Here is an 18,147-nt window from a genome sequence, read left to right as displayed (position 1 = left end):
GTCAAAACGGGGGTGTTCACTCGTCCCATGAGGGCAAGTTAGAAAATAATACAAACTATTTCCCGAAGACTACTTATCTGGCAGCCACAAAAGGCCGAAATGGTGAACGCTACATTTTGGCCAACGAAAAATGTATGTCCATCAAAGACACGACCAGAATTGCCCAGGAGCTTTACCCCGAATTAGCGATTAAATTACCTATGGCAGTGCCCCAACCCATACTTTTTGCCGTTGCCTGGTTTATGGAAATGGGGAGTAAACTAACGGGAAACGCACCCCTGCTCACCACCAAAGACATCGCCATGTTTTCAGGGCTGCAACAGGACTTTGATACGACAAAAGCACGGACAGAATTAGGTTTCAACCCCAAAAGTCCGGTACAAGCCGTGAAAGAAGCGATGCAGTATTTACATACGAATACCACTCAAGGGCTGTAAATTTTGTGCTTCACCAGCGTAATACGCCCCTCTTTATTCAATTTGGAAATGGTTCGAATAACCGTTTCGACCCGCAATCCCGTCATATCGGCCAGTTGCTGCCGGGTGAACGGAACCAGAAAAGCCCCGCTGGAAGTAGTCCCGGCCTTATCGCGGAAGTAATCGATCAGGGTCATGATGCGGTGCTCAGGCGCGTAGGACGACAGCTCCCGGAGCATCATCGATTTATAGCGCAGTCGTTTGGCAAACACGGCACTGAATTGCAGATGTATCTCAAAATGATCGCGTAGCAGGTCGATAAATCGTTCTTTCCGCAACTTGCTCACCGCCGAATCGGTAGTGGCGATGGCGCTACTCGGGTACGGAAATCCATCGAACAGGGGCGGTTCACCAAAGCTCTCGCCGGGGCCAAAAACGCCCTGAATAAACTCCTGCCCATCTTCGCTATAATTAATCATTTTAATGGCACCTGCCTGCACCTGAAAATAGTGCAGACAGGAATCTGCCTCATCGAACAGAACTTCGTCTTTATCTAGCTTCACCTCCAGGGCTCCGTACCGGATCAGAATTTCGTCAGGAATCATGCCATTCGTTTCGTTAATCACGCTTGCGCCTGTCTACGAATGTAGCAGATCAGGTCGTAATTTTCTCCTTTTCTGGCCGAATTTCCGGATAATTTTCGTCTGACAGATCGGTTGTCGCTTCGAGCGACCAGCCCGTTTTCAGGCCAATCACAAACCAGCCCAGCGCCAGCGCTCCAATGGCAAAAATCGTATCGCCAATGGCCCGCAGCCAGCGCAGGGTTTCCATCAGGTCGGTTTGCATGAACTCCATTGAGCGGGCGTACCACAGGCCATACTCAACACTAGCCCAGGTTTGTAAAAGCCCAATTGGTAACACACTCAGAAGTACCATCAGACCTAGTCCGATATTGATCGACCAGAAAGCAAAACGAATCACGCCATCTTTCCAGACCTGCCGAGCGGCTAATCCTTTCAGCACAAACAGCATCAGGCCAATTCCCAACATGCCGTAGACCCCAAACAGGGCTGTATGACCGTGAACGGCCGTTGTGTTTAGCCCCTGCATGTAATACAGTGCAATGGGCGGATTGATCAGAAACCCGAAAATACCAGCACCAACCAGATTCCAGAAGGCAACGGCCACGAAACAGTAAATAGGCCATTTGTAGGCCCGTATCCACTCAGCGGCCCGGCTCAGGGTCAGGTTGTGATAGGCTTCAAAACCAACCAGTACGAGTGGCACTACTTCCAGCGCCGAGAAGGTAGCCCCCAGGGCCATTACGGACGTGGGCGTACCACTGAAATACAGGTGGTGGAACGTGCCAATGATACCGCCGAATAGAAATACAATCGTTGAAAACAGTACCGTTCCCGTTGCAATTTTGGCCCGTAACAGGCCCATCCGAACAAACAGAAAGGCGATCACAACGGTGGCAAATACCTCAAAAAAGCCCTCGACCCAGAGGTGAACGACCCACCAGCGCCAGTATTCGGCAATGGCCAGATTCGTTTGCCGTCCCCACATCAGCCCGGCACCATAGAAACTGGCAATGGCAATGGACGAAATCAGAAACATGGCTAACAGATGACGACTTTCGGCAGGCTGACCGTTTTCTTTCGCCCGGAACGCCGGCCAGATGGCACGCCCCATCAGAAACAACCACAGAAATAGACCAACGAACAGAAAAATCTGCCAGAACCGGCCCAGCTCAACGTATTCGTAGCCCTGATGGCCGAACCAAAAATTCTCGACCAGGCCCAGTCGCTGCATAATACCGAACCACTGTCCGGCCAATGACCCAACCACAATGACCAGCAATGCCCCAAATAATAGATTAACGCCAAGCCGCTGAAATTTCGGTTCATAACCCGAAACGGCCGGGGCAATAAACAGCCCCGTCGCCAGCCAAGAGGTAGCAATCCAGAAAATAGCGATCTGTACGTGCCAGGTTCGGGTAATGGAATAGGGCAGAAAATCGGCCAGCGGAATACCATACAATGCCTGCCCCTCTACGCCGTAGTGCGCCGTAACAACTCCCAGTAACACCTGCACCACAATCAACGCCGTTACGACCCAGAAGTACTTGAGGGTGGCCTGCATCGACGGGGTGGGCGTCAGGCCCAGAAGCGGGTCTTTCTGTGGAAGATTATTGAAATCCGTTTCCTCTTCCTGATGCGACGCGTAGTAATAGGCCAGCAAACCAATACCCGTCAGCAATACAATGATGCTAAAACCCGTCCAGATAATCAGGTCACTGCTGGGATGATTGCCCACCAGCGGTTCGGCGGGCCAGTTGTTGGTATAACTCACCGCCTGGCCGGGCCGTTCGGTGACGCAGGCCCACGATGCCCAGAAAAAGAACGCCTTGAGTTGCTGCAATCGTTTGGGCGTTTTAACACTGTTGGCCGGAATGGCGTAGGCTTCCCGGTAGTTGGCCAGTGCCGGATCGTTGCCAAACAGGCCTATATAGTGTTGCCCTACCTCAGCAATGGCGCGGGCTCGCACATCCGAGACCACTAACTGGCCTGTAGCCGGATTATAGGTATTTTGGCGCAGGAGCAACTGCAAACGGGCTTGCAGCATTGCTTGTAGCTCGGTTTGCAGTTGCTCGTAAGTAGGGCTTTTGACTTCTTTAGCCCAGGTATCGAGGATGAAGACGGCTTCTTTGTGCAGCCAGTCGGCGGTCCAGTCAGGTGCTACATAGGCGCCATGCCCCCAAACCGAACCCAGCTGCTGCCCTCCTACCGACTGCCAGACATTCTGTCCATCTTTAATATCCTGACCAGAAAACAACACCTGGCCCGATTCCGTCACCACCCGCTCAGGAATGGGTGGGGCCTGCCGGTAAATTTCGGATCCGTAATAACCCAGCACAGCAAATGATCCGATCAGCACGGCGGCAAAGCCCAGCCATAATTTTTTATAACGCATGATAAATAGGGATGTTTAGGCAGAAACCAGTTGTAACTCCCGCTCCAGCTGGATGGCTTTGGGAAACAGGATATTATTTTCAAGGTGAACGTGCTGGTGCAGATCGGTTTCGAAATTTTCCAGTTGCTGATAAAGCAGTTGAAACGAGTAACAGCCATCGGCTGGTACGGTAAAGTTGCTGGTTGTCAGCCGAATGGTTTCCAGCGTATCACCGGCATCGGTATGTTCGTACTCCATCATCCGGATCGGGTTGGCAATTGAACCAAAAGGAAATGAAAAGGCGGTCGGATGCTCCTCTCGCTGCCATTGAACCAATTGCCGGATGGCTGGAAACAGAATCTGCTCTTCTTTCATCATGTGGGCTATCAGGTCATCTCCCGCAATATGAAAAGCTGTACGAACCGTCTCTAGTTCAGGATGTTGTTTGCCGTGAGCCGCCACCACTTTATCCAGCAACGTGTTGATCGACGGCACAGATTCGGCAACGTATCGGTGGTGATTCTGCACAATATAGTCGGCCAGGAAATCCAGCGGCCACACATTGGCTTTGTCCGGAATACCCGATGAAACTGTAGTGGTCTGGAGTTCCTTTTTCACCGAATCAGGGTTCAGCCCCGCTTCTGCGCAAACTTCAGCGAAGGGCCGATTGCCTTTACAGCAGAAATCGATGTTTAGCTTTTTGAATACCGTAGCAGCCACCGGATTCTGCCGTACCAAATCAGCAACGGTTTCCGCAGCGCCCGCAAGTTTGGTAAGCCGTACCTGCCAGACCTCTGGCCCCTTTGCTACGTATTCCCACTGAAACAAGCCGGGCCGTTCGGCCTTGAACTGATACTGAAGTGGCAGCGGATCGTGGTCATTGACGAGCAGAAAAGACTGGCCTTCGGCAAGGGCATCGAAGGTTGCAAATATGGTTGGATGTTTCAGACGTGGCTCCAGTACGCGCACATCCAGCAAAACAGGGGTTTCCATAGTAGTTATTGATTAATTGACTCGACAAAACTACGCCCCTCTGTCCCCGCCATTTTATGATTCAAATCACCTTTGCCCAGAAACTTCCATTACCATTCTTCCCAAAACCCAACCAGACGTAGTAAGCCGCTCGTGTTACGTTCTACCAGTACATGCCGTTGAGTTCGATGCGGGTATTGGCCAGTTCGTCCGTAATGGGCAGATCGCAGGCAAGATGGCGGATTCCATCAATTTCGACCGCACAGGTGCCACAACTGCCCATACCGCAGCAAATTCCGAAACCGGGTACCGCCAGTACGTCGGAAATTAGGCTCATCAGCGAAGGATACTGGTTCCGATGCGTCTGTACCGGCACTTCCTGCTGCTGGTACACGAGCGTAAACAAAATGGTATTTACCATGTGGCTCATTAATCAAGTCTATGAAGCTGTTTTTTTCGGTAAAAAAAGATATTTTCAGGACCAATTCACTAGTCATAAACCCATGATACACCTCCGTTTATACGCCTTCATTCTGCTGGCAGCCATAGGCTCCGCGCAGGGGCAGCAACCCGAAAAGCCAACCGCTACCGATACCTGGTCAAACGTACCATCGGCTCCTGACGACCGCTTTACGAACCCTAAAAGCAAGCTCTATGCCGGTCCTAATGGCTGGTATAACTACGGCGAAGTACGGGCAACCGTAGCGAATGCCGCCAAAACCTCATATACCTACAAAGGAAGTTTTCAGATCATTCAGGGCATGTTGACGGTAACAACCAGCAATCTGCTATACGTCCTGACGTTTGATTTTGGAACCGCAAACCCGGCCAGCGGAACCTATCAGACAGCCACAACTGCCAATGCGACTCAGAAAAAGGTAAAAGTAGCCTTTGGCGATGTATCGGGTCAGAAAATAAAGGAGTGGACTGCCGAAGCAGGTACCGTGCAGGTATCGGTCGTAAACGGATTTGTGTACGTAAAATGCCGGAACGTAGCCCTGCAACCATCGGGGCTACATAATACAGGCGATTTTAAATCCCCGCTTACGCTCGGGTTTGAGGGGGCACTCAAACCCGATTGATTTTCAGATAAGCTATTGATTTTCTTTCGATTATAGTCAACGCGGATTGGCAAACGGTCAGGTCTTCGTCGACCGAAATACTCATTTTTCGGATTGGCCATGTCCGTTTGCCAATCCGGTGTGTGTACATTACGAACCTGATTCAGTCATCGATTCAAACGTATCGTACAAACATTTGACAACCTGCTTTTCCTGATGGGCAAATTCGGTAGGGGTCAACGTAGTAAATGCCCTGACATCACGTACCAGATGCTGATAGTCGTGATAACCAGACTCGATGGCAATGCTTAACCAGTCTTTTGCCGGATAAAAATCCCGACGTTTGACCGCCTGATTGAACCGAATAATACGGTCGAAGAGCTTGGGACTCACACCCAGTCGCTCGATAGTTTTACGATAAAATTGTTTGAGACTCAGGCATGCTTCACTGGCCAGCCAATCCATTGAGCATATGGTCAGCAAGGTAGCCACCGGCGTGGTCAGCATCAGATGCGCCACACGGTCGATAGGCCGCAGGTCATGTTTCGTTTTTCGGATCAGCTCATGCAGAAACGATTCAACATGAGTGGTCATCTCTCCCGGCTTGTCAGTACTGTTGAGCCGTTGGTTAAGCCGCCGGATTTCGGCAGAAAAAATAACCTCGGCATCGACAAACGTATCCGTCAGTTCATACGCGGGCAAACCCGTTAGCCGAAACAAAGCACCGGGTTGAAATACGACCTGATATAACATAAAATCGCGCCCCATGTGCCCATTCGTCAGTATGGTCGGCTGACCGACTAGCACCGACCGGGGTTTGGTGTACGGCTTGTTTTCGTCGGGGTAGGTAATGGTTTCGGAATCACGCGGATACAATGTGAGGCAGTTTTCGGGGCGGGGCCAGTAGGGCTTGAACGGCAAAATCGGCACCGTCGAAAAGTCGAAGCGAATAAGTTGTAACTGCCGGACGTAGCCGCGCAGAGCCGGACTGGGATGCCAATACTCAACCATGACAGGAACGTAGAAGCCATTTAGTGGACGGGTAAGGGCGGACCAACAATCTGCATCGTATGTTTGGCCACTAATGCAGCCATTTCTTCAGGATTGGGTTTACCCGACAGTTTCCCTAAGGTACGAAAATAATCTTCCATAGTGCTCGCCGGTTGAATCAGCATCAATAACCGACCTGTATCCGACTGCAGCGCGAACGTGTGCGCTACGTTACGGGGGCAAAAATCAGATCGCCCGCCGTAAGCGTGTGTTGCTCATCGCCCAGCGCGAACCGATACGTGCCAGCCAATACGTAATAAATTTCGTTCGTCCTGTTTGTGATTGATGTGCAAGGGCGGACCACCCTTTTCCCGTCCGTTGTAGTCAAAACCGACAGGGCTCCATCGGTATCTTTAGCCGACACTTTCAGATCGTTGGGCGTCGTGCCAAACAGTTTTGTTTTCTCGCCAAATCGACTTTGTCCGGCTTTTACAACCTTTTTCGGACTGGTCAGCAACTAAACCCGTCGTTTCCGAAACGAGTGTTGAGGGAGGGGTAGCCGCAGCCGCTACAGTTGTGGTTATAAATGCTCTACGTTGCATAACCTATTAATTGATAAATGGTTATGCAAATTTTTAGCACGGCCCGAATTATTCAGTGGTAAAAATCGGGCGTTTTTCGGACCGGTTATCGGCGAATGTAGAGAAACCCCTGTGGAGGTTTTGAATTGGGCGGGTTGCTTCTCCACAGGCTGTAGATGTAATTAGCCACAGCCTGTTGCTCTTCTTCGGTCAGAGTATGTTTCCAGGCTACCATAGGCGTATCGGGTACGCCGTGCCGAATGATTCGGAAAATATCCCGAATGCTCCCTCCATAAATCCAGTAATCGTCGGTCAGGTTTGGCCCAATAACCCCCTCGCCATGAGCACCGTGGCAACTTATACAGCGCGTATCGAAAATAATTCCCCCCTGTTTCAGTACAGCTGGGTCAGTCAGTACGGTTACGGTTTCTTCATCAATGCGACTAGCTTTCTCGATAGCTACCAGCCAGTCGGATGTGCATTGATACGTTCCCAGCAGAATATACCCGGCCATCAGATACAGGATGATTTGTAAATACGGTTTTCGGGGCGTTAACCAGCGTTGAAGCCAGACTACCAACCCAGCAAACAGGAACGGTAAGACCCAGAACAGAAGACTGTGCATCAGTTGCCCATTCATGATTTCGGAGATAATGGTGTGACAGAAGGCCCCTGAACCTGCGCAATGAGTAAGGCCAGAAAACTCAGCCATAACCCCACGGATACGCCAAACAGACTTTCGTAATAATACGGCATGGACCCATTCAGCAGACGATTTTGTAGGGGTTCGGCAAGCAGAGCCAGTTCCAACGCAATAAAAAAGATAATCGACGCATTCAGACCGATAGGCGACGTTGCCAGATACTCATCCTGTAGGGCTTTACCCAGCAGAAAAAAACTCACAACGCCAATAAACACCAGATGCAGGTAAGCAATAACGATGGGCCGCTGCTGATACGCCCATTCAGCCGCCCAGGGCAAGGCCGATACCGTTTGCAGCACCAGTTTCAGCACAAAAGCAAACCAGGCCAGTTTGTACAATATAGAAACCTCTGGCTTAAGCCGTTGATAAATGATACTACGCTGTAGCCAGAGCCCCCGCGCCAGCCAGCCGCCTGCTACTAGTTGTAAACCGCCCGATAAACCACCTAATGCCCATATCCCCATCGGTGGATTTACCCAGAGTGTCGACAAGCTGTAGCTCACCACACAACAGATTATCCAGATCTTGAGCCACAACCGAGCACTACGTACAGGCAATGCTACGTTCCAGCGTTCGAGCTGCCGCACGAGCAAGGCTAGTATGCTAACCATAAACCAGCCGTTATAGAGAAAATGTAGGTAAAAATAAATGGCCAGGTTATACCCATCGGTATGCGCCAGTCCTTTCGCTTTGAGTACACCCACTACATACGGCCCCAGCGTCGACAAAAACAGAAACGCGATGCCCCAACGCAACAGCGAAGCCGACAGGCTCCGGTCGCTACGCAGGTCGCGCCAGAGTTTGATGCCGATGCCGTACGTCAGCCAGACGTGCAACGTCGAGAAACTGATTGAGCCAGCCGCGTAGCCCTGCATCGGGAAAAACACCAGCATACCCGCCACCGAAATCTGCAGGCCAAGCCACCAGCGCCGATACGTTCGGGCACGGCTAGGCGGTAGAAACGTGCTCCACAAGGCCGTTAGCAAGCCATTGAATGCCCAACCCAACAACATCACGTGCGAGTGTGCGTGCAGCCAGTACATGTAATTGAGCGATTCGGTGGGCCAGAGCATCTGCGCCCGCAGCACCACGCCAATAGCCCCGGCAACCACCAGCCAGCCCAGGGCTACGTACCACTGGTAGCGAAACGTAGTAAAAACACGCATACCCGATTTGGCCTTATGCTGATAAATAGTGGGGAGCGAATTGTGAAGCGTTTTCATGACAGGCCAGGCAGTACCCCTCCTCGCAAATGCGACTCTCCACTCTGAATGTCGATGACCAGATTATGGATGGTGCGTCGGCACAACACCCGATAGAGTATTTCCCGATATTGAGTTAATTCATTGTGTAGTGGGCATGGATTTGTAGCCGAGCATTCGGGTAGGTTCAACACACACCGACGGAAAGCACTCAAGCCATCAACAGCTTCTACAATGTTAATGACTGGCACATCTAAAGTGGTATCCCGGAGGTAAAATCCTCCGTTGGGACCTTTGGTCGAATTAATGATGTCACGTCGAACCAGATTCTGCATAATCTTACCCATAAAATGCAGTGGTACCTCCAGTGCATCGGCCATTTCCTGAATACCAATTTTTCGCCCTTCCGGTGCTTTCAAGGCAAGATATAAAATACCCCGAATGGCGTATCCGCATGATTTTGATAGCATAACAGACTAATAATATAGACCCAATAATGTTAACCTATAAGACCAAATAGTTACATTTTCGATCTTCCAACTATCTGTAAAAAAGATAATTTAAATAAAGATAACTATATCCTTTATTTTTTTAGCTAATCAAAATAATAGCCACCTATGATTTAAATCATAGTGTTGAAGCACCTGTTACAGTTTCCTTTGTAGAACAATAAAAGACAATTATATCTTTTATTTTTTTGAACGTAAAAGGTCTTTTGTTATTTAAAACATAAGCGTCTCTTTTGTTATTTAAAAACATAAACGGCTTAATAACCAATAGGTTACTTTCTTAAACACTAACCAATGTATGCCATGAACAAAATGACCATTCAGGCCCTACTACTACTTTCACTTCTGGGCTTCAGTTGTTCCAATGGGGCCAAACAGCGTGCCGAAGAAACACCTACAGACCTCGCTACGGTTACCAATCAAACTGAGGAACACGGAACAGAAATTAAAGAAGTTAAACTCACCACACCCCTTGATCAGAACATGGTAAAAGGCGGGCACAGCATTTATGACCTTAAATGTGGCTCCTGCCACAAACTTGATGAAACCAGACTGGTAGGCCCCGGCTGGAAAGACGTTACCAAACGCCGGAAGCCCGAATGGATCATCAACATGATTACCAACGTAGACATGATGTTGGAGAAAGATCCCGAAGCGCAAAAACTGCTGGAACAATGTCTGGTCAGAATGCCTAACCAGAATCTGACCGAAGCTGATGCCCGGTCGGTGCTGGAGTTTATGCGTAGCAACGACGGCGAAAAATAAAACCAATTCACTGATTTAAAGACGATTAAAATAAAACTATGAAATCTCAGATTAATACGTCGCTGATTGTCGCGCTGGCGTTGGGGGCTGCCCTAACGGGTTGTAAGCCAAAAGATGCCGGGTCGGCTGTGGAGGGCGATGCCGCGCAGAAAGTGTACGTTGCACCCGGCAAACACGACGAGTTTTACAGCGTTGTGTCGGGTGGCTTTAACGGCCAAATGTCTATTTACGGCCTACCGTCGGGTCGGTTACTGAAAATCATTCCGGTATTTTCGTCCTTCCCCGAAAATGGCTGGGGCTACAGCGAAGAAACCAAACCGATGTTCAATACGTCGCACGGCTCAGTGCCCTGGGACGATTTGCATCATATTTCACTCTCGCAGACCAATGGCGAACACGATGGCCGCTGGGCCTTCGGCAATGGCAACAATACACCCCGGCTGGCACGGGTTGATCTGAAAACGTTCCGCACCACCGAAATTCTGGAAATCCCCAACAGTGCCGGGAACCACTCTTCACCCTTTATTACCGAAAATACGGAGTACGTAGTGGCTAGTACGCGCTTCTCGGTACCACCCGATAACAATGGCGATGTACCCATCAGCTCGTTCAAAAAGAACTTTAAAGGCTATATCTCGTTCGTGAGTGTCGATAAAGGGACGGGTAATATGAAAATTGCGTTTCAGCTCAAAACCCCTGGTGTGAGCTTCGATCTGGCGCGGGCGGGCAAAGCCAAATCGCACGGCTGGTTCTTTTTCTCAACCTACAACACCGAGCAGGCCAATACGTTGCTCGAAGTGAATGCCTCGCAAAAAGACAAAGACTTTATTCTGGCCGTAAACTGGAAAAAGGCAGAAGAGTATCTGAAACAGGGTAAAGGCAAAACCGAACCGGCCAAATACGCCCACAATGTGTATGACGAGAAAACCCACAACGCTAGCTCAACCATCGAAACTAGCGTTGTGACGCTCGATCCGAAAGATTGTCCGGGTATGTTGTACTTTATTCCCTGCCCCAAATCGCCCCACGGTTGCGACATCGACCCAACTGGCGAATACATTGTTGGCTCGGGTAAACTGGCCGCCGTTATTCCGGTCTTCTCGTTCGATAAGATGGAGAAAGCCATTGCCAATAAAACCTTCGATGGTGATTTTGATGGCATTCCGGTGCTGAAATATGAGTCGGTGCTGTACGGCGAAGTCCAGAAACCGGGGCTAGGACCACTGCATACCGAATTTGACGGACAGGGCAATGCCATTACGTCCTTCTTCGTATCGTCAGAGCTGGTGAAATGGAACATCAAAGACCTGAAAGTGCTCGACCGCGTACCCACCTATTATTCGGTAGGTCACCTCAGCATTCCGGGTGGACCAACCCGCAAACCCTGGGGTAAATATGTAATTGCCTACAACAAAATTACGAAAGACCGGTATTTGCCAACAGGACCAGAACTGGCACAATCGGCCCAGTTGTACGATATTTCGGGCGATAAAATGAAGCTTCTGCTCGACTTCCCGACCGTGGGCGAACCCCACTACGCCGAAGCCATTCCGGCCGACAAACTGGCTCCTAATTCGCAGAAAATCTTCAAGATTGAGGAGAATGCGCACAAATACGTAACAAAAGGCGAAAAAGAAGCCAAAGTAGTGCGGCAAGGCAATCAGGTTCACGTGTACATGACCTCCATCCGGTCGCACTTTGTACCCGACAATATTGAAGGGGTAAAACTGGGCGACGAAGTGTATTTCCACGTAACAAACCTGGAACAGGACTGGGACGTTCCGCACGGATTTGCGGTGAAAGGAGGCAATAACGCCGAAATTCTGATCATGCCCGGCGAAACCCAGACGCTGAAATGGAAGCCCGACCGGGTTGGAATTGTACCGATCTATTGCACCGACTTCTGTTCGGCACTGCACCAGGAAATGCAGGGGTATGTGCGCGTATCGCCCGCAGGCAGTAACGTACCAATCACGTTCAGTACTGGCAAAACGGCCGAACCTGACAAAAAAGTAGCGGCCAAGTAAGGGTTGCTTACGGGCCCCTCCTCTGAGGTCAGGGGAGGGGTTACTTGACTCCGGCAAAAATCGGGGCACTATTTCGGTTGGGCCAGACAAAAAAGCGATGGTTTTCAACCTTTGTTTCACTTAACGTATGCATACTGATGAAGCCACTTCACACAACATCACGGATCGTTGTCGCGCTGGCCTCGCTGGCACTGATCGCCAGCCTGTTTTTACCCATCTGGCGCATCGACCTGTGGGCACCACAATACCCTGAAGGGCTTGTTATGAAAATCTGGCTCTCAAAAATAACCGGTGATGTAGAGATCATTAATGGGCTGAACCATTATATCGGTATGGCGCACATTAAACAGGAAATGTTTCCCGAATTTACGTACCTACCCTACGTAGTGATGGGATTTATTGTCCTGGGATTGCTGACAGCCCTACTCAAAAATTTCCGGCTATTGGTAGGGCTCCTGGCTCTTCTGATTCTAGGCGCAGTGCTGGCCCTTTACGATTTCTGGACCTGGGCGTATGAATACGGCCATAACCTCGATCCCGAAGCACCTATTCAGGTGCCCGGCATGGCCTATCAGCCCCCATTGCTTGGTTACAAAGCGCTGCTAAATTTTGGTGCCTACTCCCTGCCCGATAGTGGTGGCTGGATTTTCTTTGTAGCCGGCCTGGCCATTGCCGGCGTAACCATTTACGAGTGGATTTACCGACAAAAAAAACGGATATACCAGCACGCACTAAGCCTGGCGGGGCTAGCCCTGATTGCGCTGGGAAGCGTTGCCTGTTCGACCGAAGCTGACCCCATCCGCTACGGAAAAGACGCCTGCGAACACTGCAAAATGACGATTGTCGATCAGAAATTTTCGGCGGCTTATGTTACGCAAAAAGGAAAAACCTTTAAGTTCGACGATGTGGCATGTATGGTCAACTACCAGCGCGAAAACAACGTAGCGGATCCCGATCTGGCGCAGATTCTGATCGCCAATTTTCAGAAACCCGGTTTGCTCATAGACGCGCGCTCGGCAGTTTTTCGGCAAAATGATGCCCTTCACAGCCCCATGAATGGCAACACAGCCGCCTTTGCCGGAGCTACCGAAGCCGAATCCGTGAAAGGCGAAAACCGAACCTGGCATGAATTATTTCATCTGTTTGAGTAAGCTGACGCGGCTACTCGTGCTGGGGAGTTTGTTTCCTTTGCCAATGCTGGCCCGAACCTGGTACGTAACGCCCAAAACCACTATTGGCCATACGCTTGCGCTGGCCGCTTCGGGCGATACGCTACGGGTTGGGCCGGGAACGTACCGCGAGTATGGCCTGATTATCAATAAATCGCTGGTGCTTCTGGGCGAAAAATTTCCGGTTATCGATGCCCAACGTAAAGGCGAAATCTTTACCGTTCAGGCCGATAAGGTTATGATTCAGGGGTTCGATCTGCGCAATGTGGGTATCACGAGCACCATCGACTGGGCCGCTGTAAAAGTACTCGAAAGCCAACAGGTGCGCGTAATTGGCAATCGAATCAGCCACTGTTATTTCGGCGTATACCTGTCGGCCAGCAACAACTGTCTGGTTCGGGACAATACCGTTGCGGGTGTTCCTGCCGAAGAGCAAACCACCGGCAACGGTATTCATGCCTGGAAATGCGACCAGATACGTATCGATAACAACCGCATCAGTGGCCATCGCGACGGCATTTATTTTGAGTTCGTGACCAACTCGTCCATTCAGCGAAATACCAGCTTTACCAATATTCGTTACGGGTTGCACTTCATGTTTTCGCACCAGAATACCTACATCGGCAATACCTTCCGCGACAATGGAGCGGGGGTGGCCGTCATGTATACCAAGGGCGTAACGATGCGCAATAACGTATTTATACACAACTGGGGCAGTGCGGCCTATGGGCTGTTACTCAAAGATATTTCTGACAGCCACATTGACCACAATACGTTCATCAAGAATACCATCGGGATTCATATGGAAGGTTCCAGCCGGATTAAGGTCCGGCAGAATCAGTTTATCGAAAACGGCTGGGGGGTACGCGTACAGGCCAGTTGTGCCGACAACCTGTTCCGGCAGAATCAGTTTCAGGGCAATACCTTCGACGTAGCTACCAACGGCAATACGGTGCTCAATACGTTCGAACAAAACTACTGGGATAAGTACGAGGGCTACGACCTGAACCGCGATGGGCTGGGCGATGTGCCGTATCATCCGGTTAGTCTCTACTCTGTCATTATCGAACGGATGCCCCATGGTGTCATTTTGTTACGTAGCTTCATGGTCAGTCTGCTCGACCGGGCCGAAAAAGTAATGCCCAGTTTGACACCCGATGCCCTCGTTGACAAACAACCGCTCATGAAACTCAATCAATTATGATCAGCGTTCGGAACCTCACGAAAACGTTTGGCCGCCTGACGGTACTCGACAACCTGTCGGTTGAGCTTGGGGCCGGACAGGCCATCTCACTCATCGGGCCAAACGGATCGGGAAAAACTACGTTTATCAAAAGTCTGCTCGGACTGGTGATTCCCGACCGGGGCGACATTCATGTGCAGGGGCAACTCTGCCGCGATAACTGGACCTACCGCGACCAGATTGGGTATATGCCACAAATCAGTCGATACCCCGAAAACCTGACAATTCGACAACTGATTCGGATGATGACCGACCTGCGAAAAAAAAACGCATCGGAACTCGACACCGACCTGATCGACGCCTTTGGCTTGCCAGCCTTATATGACAAAACTATGCGGTCGCTTTCGGGTGGAACCCGGCAAAAAGTAGGAGCCTGTCTGGCCTTTCTGTTCAATCCTCCCATTATTATTCTCGACGAACCCACCGCCGGACTGGACCCGCTGTCATCTGAAATCCTGAAAGCCAAACTAGTCCGCGAGAAACAGAATGGCAAGCTAATTCTTATTACATCGCACATTCTGAGCGATCTGGACGGGCTGACCACAGAGGTTATGTATATGCAGGAAGGCCGTTTGCAGTTTCTGAAACCCGTGGCCTGGCTACACCAGCAAACGGGCGAAACAAAACTCAACCGCGCTATTGCCCGCCTGATGGAAAACCCCTCGCTCATTACCGGTACACAGCAGGCCAATACATCCAACCTCACCCTCTTCTGACCCTCATGCTACGTATCACCAAATATGTCTGGGCCGACATCCTGCAAAACCGGGTAGTGCTGGCCTATACGGCCTTTCTGCTGGCGGTTTCGTTTGCGTTGTTCAGTATGGACAGCAACCCGGCCAAAGGACTGATGAGTTTGCTCAATATTGTACTGATGGTGGTTCCGCTAATCAGTATTATTTTCACCACCATTCATTTCTACAACTCCTACGAGTTTATCGAACTGCTGCTGGCGCAACCCATCCGCCGGAGCCAGTTGCTACTGAGCGAATACATTGGGGTAGCCAGTTCGCTGACTATGGCTTTTCTGATCGGCGTCGGGATTCCGGTAGCGTTTTTTGCCGGAACGACCACGGGGCTGTTTCTGGTTGGGGCCGGTATTTCGCTGACGCTCATTTTCGTATCGCTGGCGTTTTGGGCCTCGGTACTGACCCGCGACAAAGCCAAAGGCATTGGCGTTACGTTGCTGTTATGGTTTTATTTTGCCCTCCTCTACGATGGCCTTGTGCTGACCGTTCTGTTTTCGTTCAGCGATTACCCCCTCGAAAAACTGATGCTGGTGCTTACCACGCTCAACCCGGTCGATCTAGCCCGTATTGTAGTTTTATTACAGATGGACGTATCGGCTCTGATGGGCTATACGGGTGCCTTGTATTCCGAACTGCTGGGTAGCACAGTGGGCATGGTTTACGCGGGTCTTATTCTGGTTGTGTGGGCACTGGTGCCGCTATGGGGTGCGCTTTACCTGTTTCGCCAAAAAGATTTATAAGCCATGCAGCAACCGCAACGCTTTCTTGTTCCGCTGGCCATGTTCGGGTTATTGCTGGGCATTCTGACGGGCTGGCTCCGGCTGGGCTGGAACCTGCCGCTTTCCATAGCCGCTGGCGAACACGGCCTGCTCATGGTGGGTGGCTTTCTGGGTACGTTGATTTCGCTGGAGCGGGCCGTTGTGGTTCAATCGCGGTGGGCGTTGCTAGTGCCACTGGTGCAGGGGTTGGGCGTACCGCTGTTGCTGCTCGGTCAGTTTACGCTGGCGATCTGGCTGTTTATGGCGGGTGCTCTGGGTATGGCCATCATCATTTATTCGTTCCTGATCCGGTTTCGGGAGCCGTTTTATTACCTGCTTTTCGCCGGAAGTCTCGCTCTGCTGATTGGGCATATTTTTCTGCTACGTACCCATTTTTACCCGACTGCCGTACCGTGGTGGATGGCTTTTTTACTACTCACCATCACTGCTGAGCGATTGGAGCTCAGTCGATTTGTGCCGCTTAAATCCTACCAACGTTTGCTGTTGTGGCTGGCGTTGGGCCTTTTTGGGGTGGGAGTAGCCCAGCCGTTTCACGGATTCGGGCAGAGCGTAACGGGTATGGGCATGGTATTCGTGGGTACCTGGCTGCTCTGTTTCGACATGGCTCGCCGACTGCTGTTCCGAACCGGACAGCACCGTTACATGGGTAGCTTGCTGGCAGTGGGTTACGGCTGGCTGATTTTCAGTGGTTTGTTGCTAGCCCTGCCCGTTACGTTCCCGTTTGTGTACGATGCTATATTGCATAGCTTTTTTACGGGATTTGTCTTCTCGATGATTTTTGCGCACGGACCGGTTATCCTGCCGGGTGTATTGTCGTTACGGGGCAATTTTTACCGGCCTATTCTGTATGTGGGCAGTTTACTGCAGTCGGTTGGTTTGTTGATTCGAATTGGTGGAGATGTAACTAGCAACCCGGCTTGGCGGTTAGCAGGTGGTATTGTGCAAGGAATAGCTATTCTCTTTTTTATAGGTGGACTAGTCTCTATACTAAAGCGGATTAAGCAATAAATACAAACTCCAAAACTTCCAACTATCTATTTACCTTACATTAGTCATAAGATAATATTTAGTATATTAAGTAGTGCTTGAGATATAGTTTGTACTATTTTCTAACTTGCCCTAATGGAACGCGTCAACACGCCGGTTCTAACAGAGACAGAACGGGTTGCATTAGAAAACGAATTGAAAACCAGTGATAATCATAGCTTTCGGATGCGCTGCCAAGCCATTTTACTCAAAGCTGCTGGACGCACCTCGAAAGATTTGGGCAGCATCGTCGGCATGTGCCATGTAAGTGTCAATAGCTGGATTAAACGGTTCAACGCCAATGGAGTAGATGGGTTAAAGACCAAGCCTGGTCGGGGACGAAAACCCTTCATGGACAAGGTCGAGGACGCCCAAGCAGTGCTAGTGGCCATCAAAGCCAATCGCCAACGCATCCAACTAGCTAAAGCCGACTGGGAGGGGAGCCGAAAAGAAGGTAGCCAGCCAGTTAGCGAATCGACCTTCCGGGCTTTTTTAAAAGCCTTAACGGCCGATATAAACGTGTCCGTCGACGAGTAAAAGGCAAACCTAACCCGGTGCTTTATGCCTATAAAAAAGAGCAACTAGTGTTCTAACCGGGTATGTTTGACGGGTATAAACGTTTGAGTTTTACACGGGCGTCGTCGGTCGTAAACTGCCAATCTACCGTCGACTTGTTGTCATTCCGTTGTTTTACCCAAGCCTGTACTTGGGTTTCGAACTCACTATGGCTCCCTACCCGTTGGGACAGCCCCTGCCGAGTCAGCACGCTCAGTTCAATCTCAGCCACATTTAGCCACGAGCCATGTCTCGGCGTGAAAACAAAATCCAGTTTTCGTAAAATTGACCGGGCCCGCTGAGGACTAAACACCTCATACAGGGCTGCTTTACGGTGAGCCGACAGGTTATCTTGAACCAACGTAATGCACTCAGCGTCAACGTACCAGGTTTCCACAATCTGTCCTATTACCCGCGCCCACTCATGGCTGTTGTGACTCGCTGT

The 18,147-nt window shown here is 50.5% G+C and carries 19 protein-coding genes and 1 pseudogene; 10 read left to right on the top strand and 10 right to left on the bottom strand.

The genetic code is table 11. From position 1 onward, the window contains the following. Positions 1–437, top strand: a pseudogene (locus AC23NW_RS34815) (hypothetical protein); the annotation flags it as partial. Here AC23NW_RS34815 and AC23NW_RS34810 read toward each other — a convergent pair. The 4 genes from AC23NW_RS34810 to AC23NW_RS34795 form a co-directional block, all read right to left on the bottom strand. Further along, complete coding sequence (locus AC23NW_RS34810) at positions 425–1,021, bottom strand: Crp/Fnr family transcriptional regulator (protein ID WP_487455224.1); 597 nt, start codon at positions 1,019–1,021, stop codon at positions 425–427. The pseudogene AC23NW_RS34815 and the gene AC23NW_RS34810 overlap by 13 nt on opposite strands. Positions 1,022–1,070: 49 nt before the next feature. Next, positions 1,071–3,392 (bottom strand): nitric-oxide reductase large subunit, encoded by a 2,322-nt coding sequence (locus AC23NW_RS34805; protein ID WP_487455223.1) that lies wholly within the window; start codon positions 3,390–3,392, stop codon positions 1,071–1,073. Between the two features lie 15 nt (positions 3,393–3,407). After that, positions 3,408–4,364 carry an iron-sulfur cluster repair di-iron protein gene (gene ric, locus AC23NW_RS34800; protein ID WP_487455222.1) on the bottom strand — a complete coding sequence of 319 codons (957 nt, stop codon included), beginning with the start codon at positions 4,362–4,364 and terminating at the stop codon, positions 3,408–3,410. A gap of 142 nt (positions 4,365–4,506) precedes the next feature. Next, positions 4,507–4,764 (bottom strand): 2Fe-2S iron-sulfur cluster-binding protein, encoded by a 258-nt coding sequence (locus tag AC23NW_RS34795; protein WP_487455221.1) that lies wholly within the window; start codon positions 4,762–4,764, stop codon positions 4,507–4,509. Positions 4,765–4,846: 82 nt separating this feature from the next. Here AC23NW_RS34795 and AC23NW_RS34790 point away from each other — a divergent pair, with 82 nt between their 5' ends. Beyond that, entirely contained in the window at positions 4,847–5,425 is a 579-nt protein-coding gene (locus AC23NW_RS34790) for a hypothetical protein (protein ID WP_487455220.1), read from the top strand. Positions 5,426–5,554: 129 nt separating this feature from the next. Here AC23NW_RS34790 and AC23NW_RS34785 read toward each other — a convergent pair whose 3' ends face one another. The 5 genes from AC23NW_RS34785 to AC23NW_RS34765 all read right to left on the bottom strand — a co-directional run bounded on the left by AC23NW_RS34785 (position 5,555) and on the right by AC23NW_RS34765 (position 9,350). Next, positions 5,555–6,415 (bottom strand): helix-turn-helix domain-containing protein, encoded by an 861-nt coding sequence (locus AC23NW_RS34785; protein WP_487455219.1) that lies wholly within the window; start codon positions 6,413–6,415, stop codon positions 5,555–5,557. 205 nt (positions 6,416–6,620) lie between these two features. Then, complete coding sequence (locus tag AC23NW_RS34780; RefSeq protein ID WP_487455218.1) at positions 6,621–6,911, bottom strand: cupin domain-containing protein; 291 nt, start codon at positions 6,909–6,911, stop codon at positions 6,621–6,623. A 170-nt stretch (positions 6,912–7,081) separates the two neighbouring features. Continuing rightward, entirely contained in the window at positions 7,082–7,615 is a 534-nt protein-coding gene (locus AC23NW_RS34775) for a c-type cytochrome (protein WP_487455217.1), read from the bottom strand. Further along, a complete protein-coding gene (locus tag AC23NW_RS34770; protein ID WP_487455216.1) occupies positions 7,612–8,901 on the bottom strand; it encodes a hypothetical protein in 1,290 nt (429 codons plus the stop codon). Before AC23NW_RS34770 ends, AC23NW_RS34775 begins: the two co-directional genes overlap by 4 nt. Continuing rightward, positions 8,898–9,350 (bottom strand): RrF2 family transcriptional regulator, encoded by a 453-nt coding sequence (locus AC23NW_RS34765; protein WP_487455215.1) that lies wholly within the window; start codon positions 9,348–9,350, stop codon positions 8,898–8,900. Before AC23NW_RS34765 ends, AC23NW_RS34770 begins: the two co-directional genes overlap by 4 nt. A gap of 342 nt (positions 9,351–9,692) precedes the next feature. On the opposite strand from AC23NW_RS34765, the gene AC23NW_RS34760 reads away from it, so the two are divergent. From AC23NW_RS34760 to AC23NW_RS34725, 8 genes are all read left to right on the top strand, one after another. Then, complete coding sequence (locus AC23NW_RS34760; RefSeq protein ID WP_487455214.1) at positions 9,693–10,154, top strand: c-type cytochrome; 462 nt, start codon at positions 9,693–9,695, stop codon at positions 10,152–10,154. Between the two features lie 38 nt (positions 10,155–10,192). Further along, positions 10,193–12,181: a Sec-dependent nitrous-oxide reductase gene (gene nosZ / locus AC23NW_RS34755; protein WP_487455213.1), complete on the top strand. Its 1,989-nt coding sequence runs from the start codon at positions 10,193–10,195 to the stop codon at positions 12,179–12,181. A 137-nt stretch (positions 12,182–12,318) separates the two neighbouring features. Then, positions 12,319–13,332, top strand: coding sequence for a nitrous oxide reductase accessory protein NosL (locus AC23NW_RS34750; RefSeq protein ID WP_487455212.1), 1,014 nt, complete (start codon positions 12,319–12,321; stop codon positions 13,330–13,332). Further along, entirely contained in the window at positions 13,307–14,554 is a 1,248-nt protein-coding gene (locus tag AC23NW_RS34745; RefSeq protein WP_487455211.1) for a nitrous oxide reductase family maturation protein NosD, read from the top strand. The genes AC23NW_RS34750 and AC23NW_RS34745 overlap by 26 nt, the downstream gene beginning before the upstream one ends. Further along, on the top strand, positions 14,551–15,309 hold the full coding sequence (locus AC23NW_RS34740) for an ABC transporter ATP-binding protein (protein ID WP_487455210.1): 759 nt from the start codon (positions 14,551–14,553) through the stop codon (positions 15,307–15,309). Before AC23NW_RS34745 ends, AC23NW_RS34740 begins: the two co-directional genes overlap by 4 nt. 5 nt (positions 15,310–15,314) lie before the next feature. Continuing rightward, positions 15,315–16,082 (top strand): ABC transporter permease subunit, encoded by a 768-nt coding sequence (locus tag AC23NW_RS34735; protein ID WP_487455209.1) that lies wholly within the window; start codon positions 15,315–15,317, stop codon positions 16,080–16,082. 3 nt (positions 16,083–16,085) lie between these two features. Further along, a complete protein-coding gene (locus tag AC23NW_RS34730) occupies positions 16,086–17,129 on the top strand; it encodes a hypothetical protein (RefSeq protein ID WP_487455208.1) in 1,044 nt (347 codons plus the stop codon). Positions 17,130–17,243: 114 nt separating this feature from the next. Then, on the top strand, positions 17,244–17,684 hold the full coding sequence (locus tag AC23NW_RS34725) for a helix-turn-helix domain-containing protein (protein ID WP_487455207.1): 441 nt from the start codon (positions 17,244–17,246) through the stop codon (positions 17,682–17,684). A 52-nt stretch (positions 17,685–17,736) separates the two neighbouring features. Here AC23NW_RS34725 and AC23NW_RS34720 read toward each other — a convergent pair. Continuing rightward, positions 17,737–18,147: transposase (locus AC23NW_RS34720; RefSeq protein WP_487455206.1), on the bottom strand; the 411-nt coding region annotated here is incomplete at its 5' end.

This window comes from Arsenicibacter sp. R0_47 (assembly GCF_057652235.1).
The sequence above is the reverse complement of the archived record's forward strand: the minus strand, read 5'-3'. Positions and strand labels throughout refer to the sequence as shown.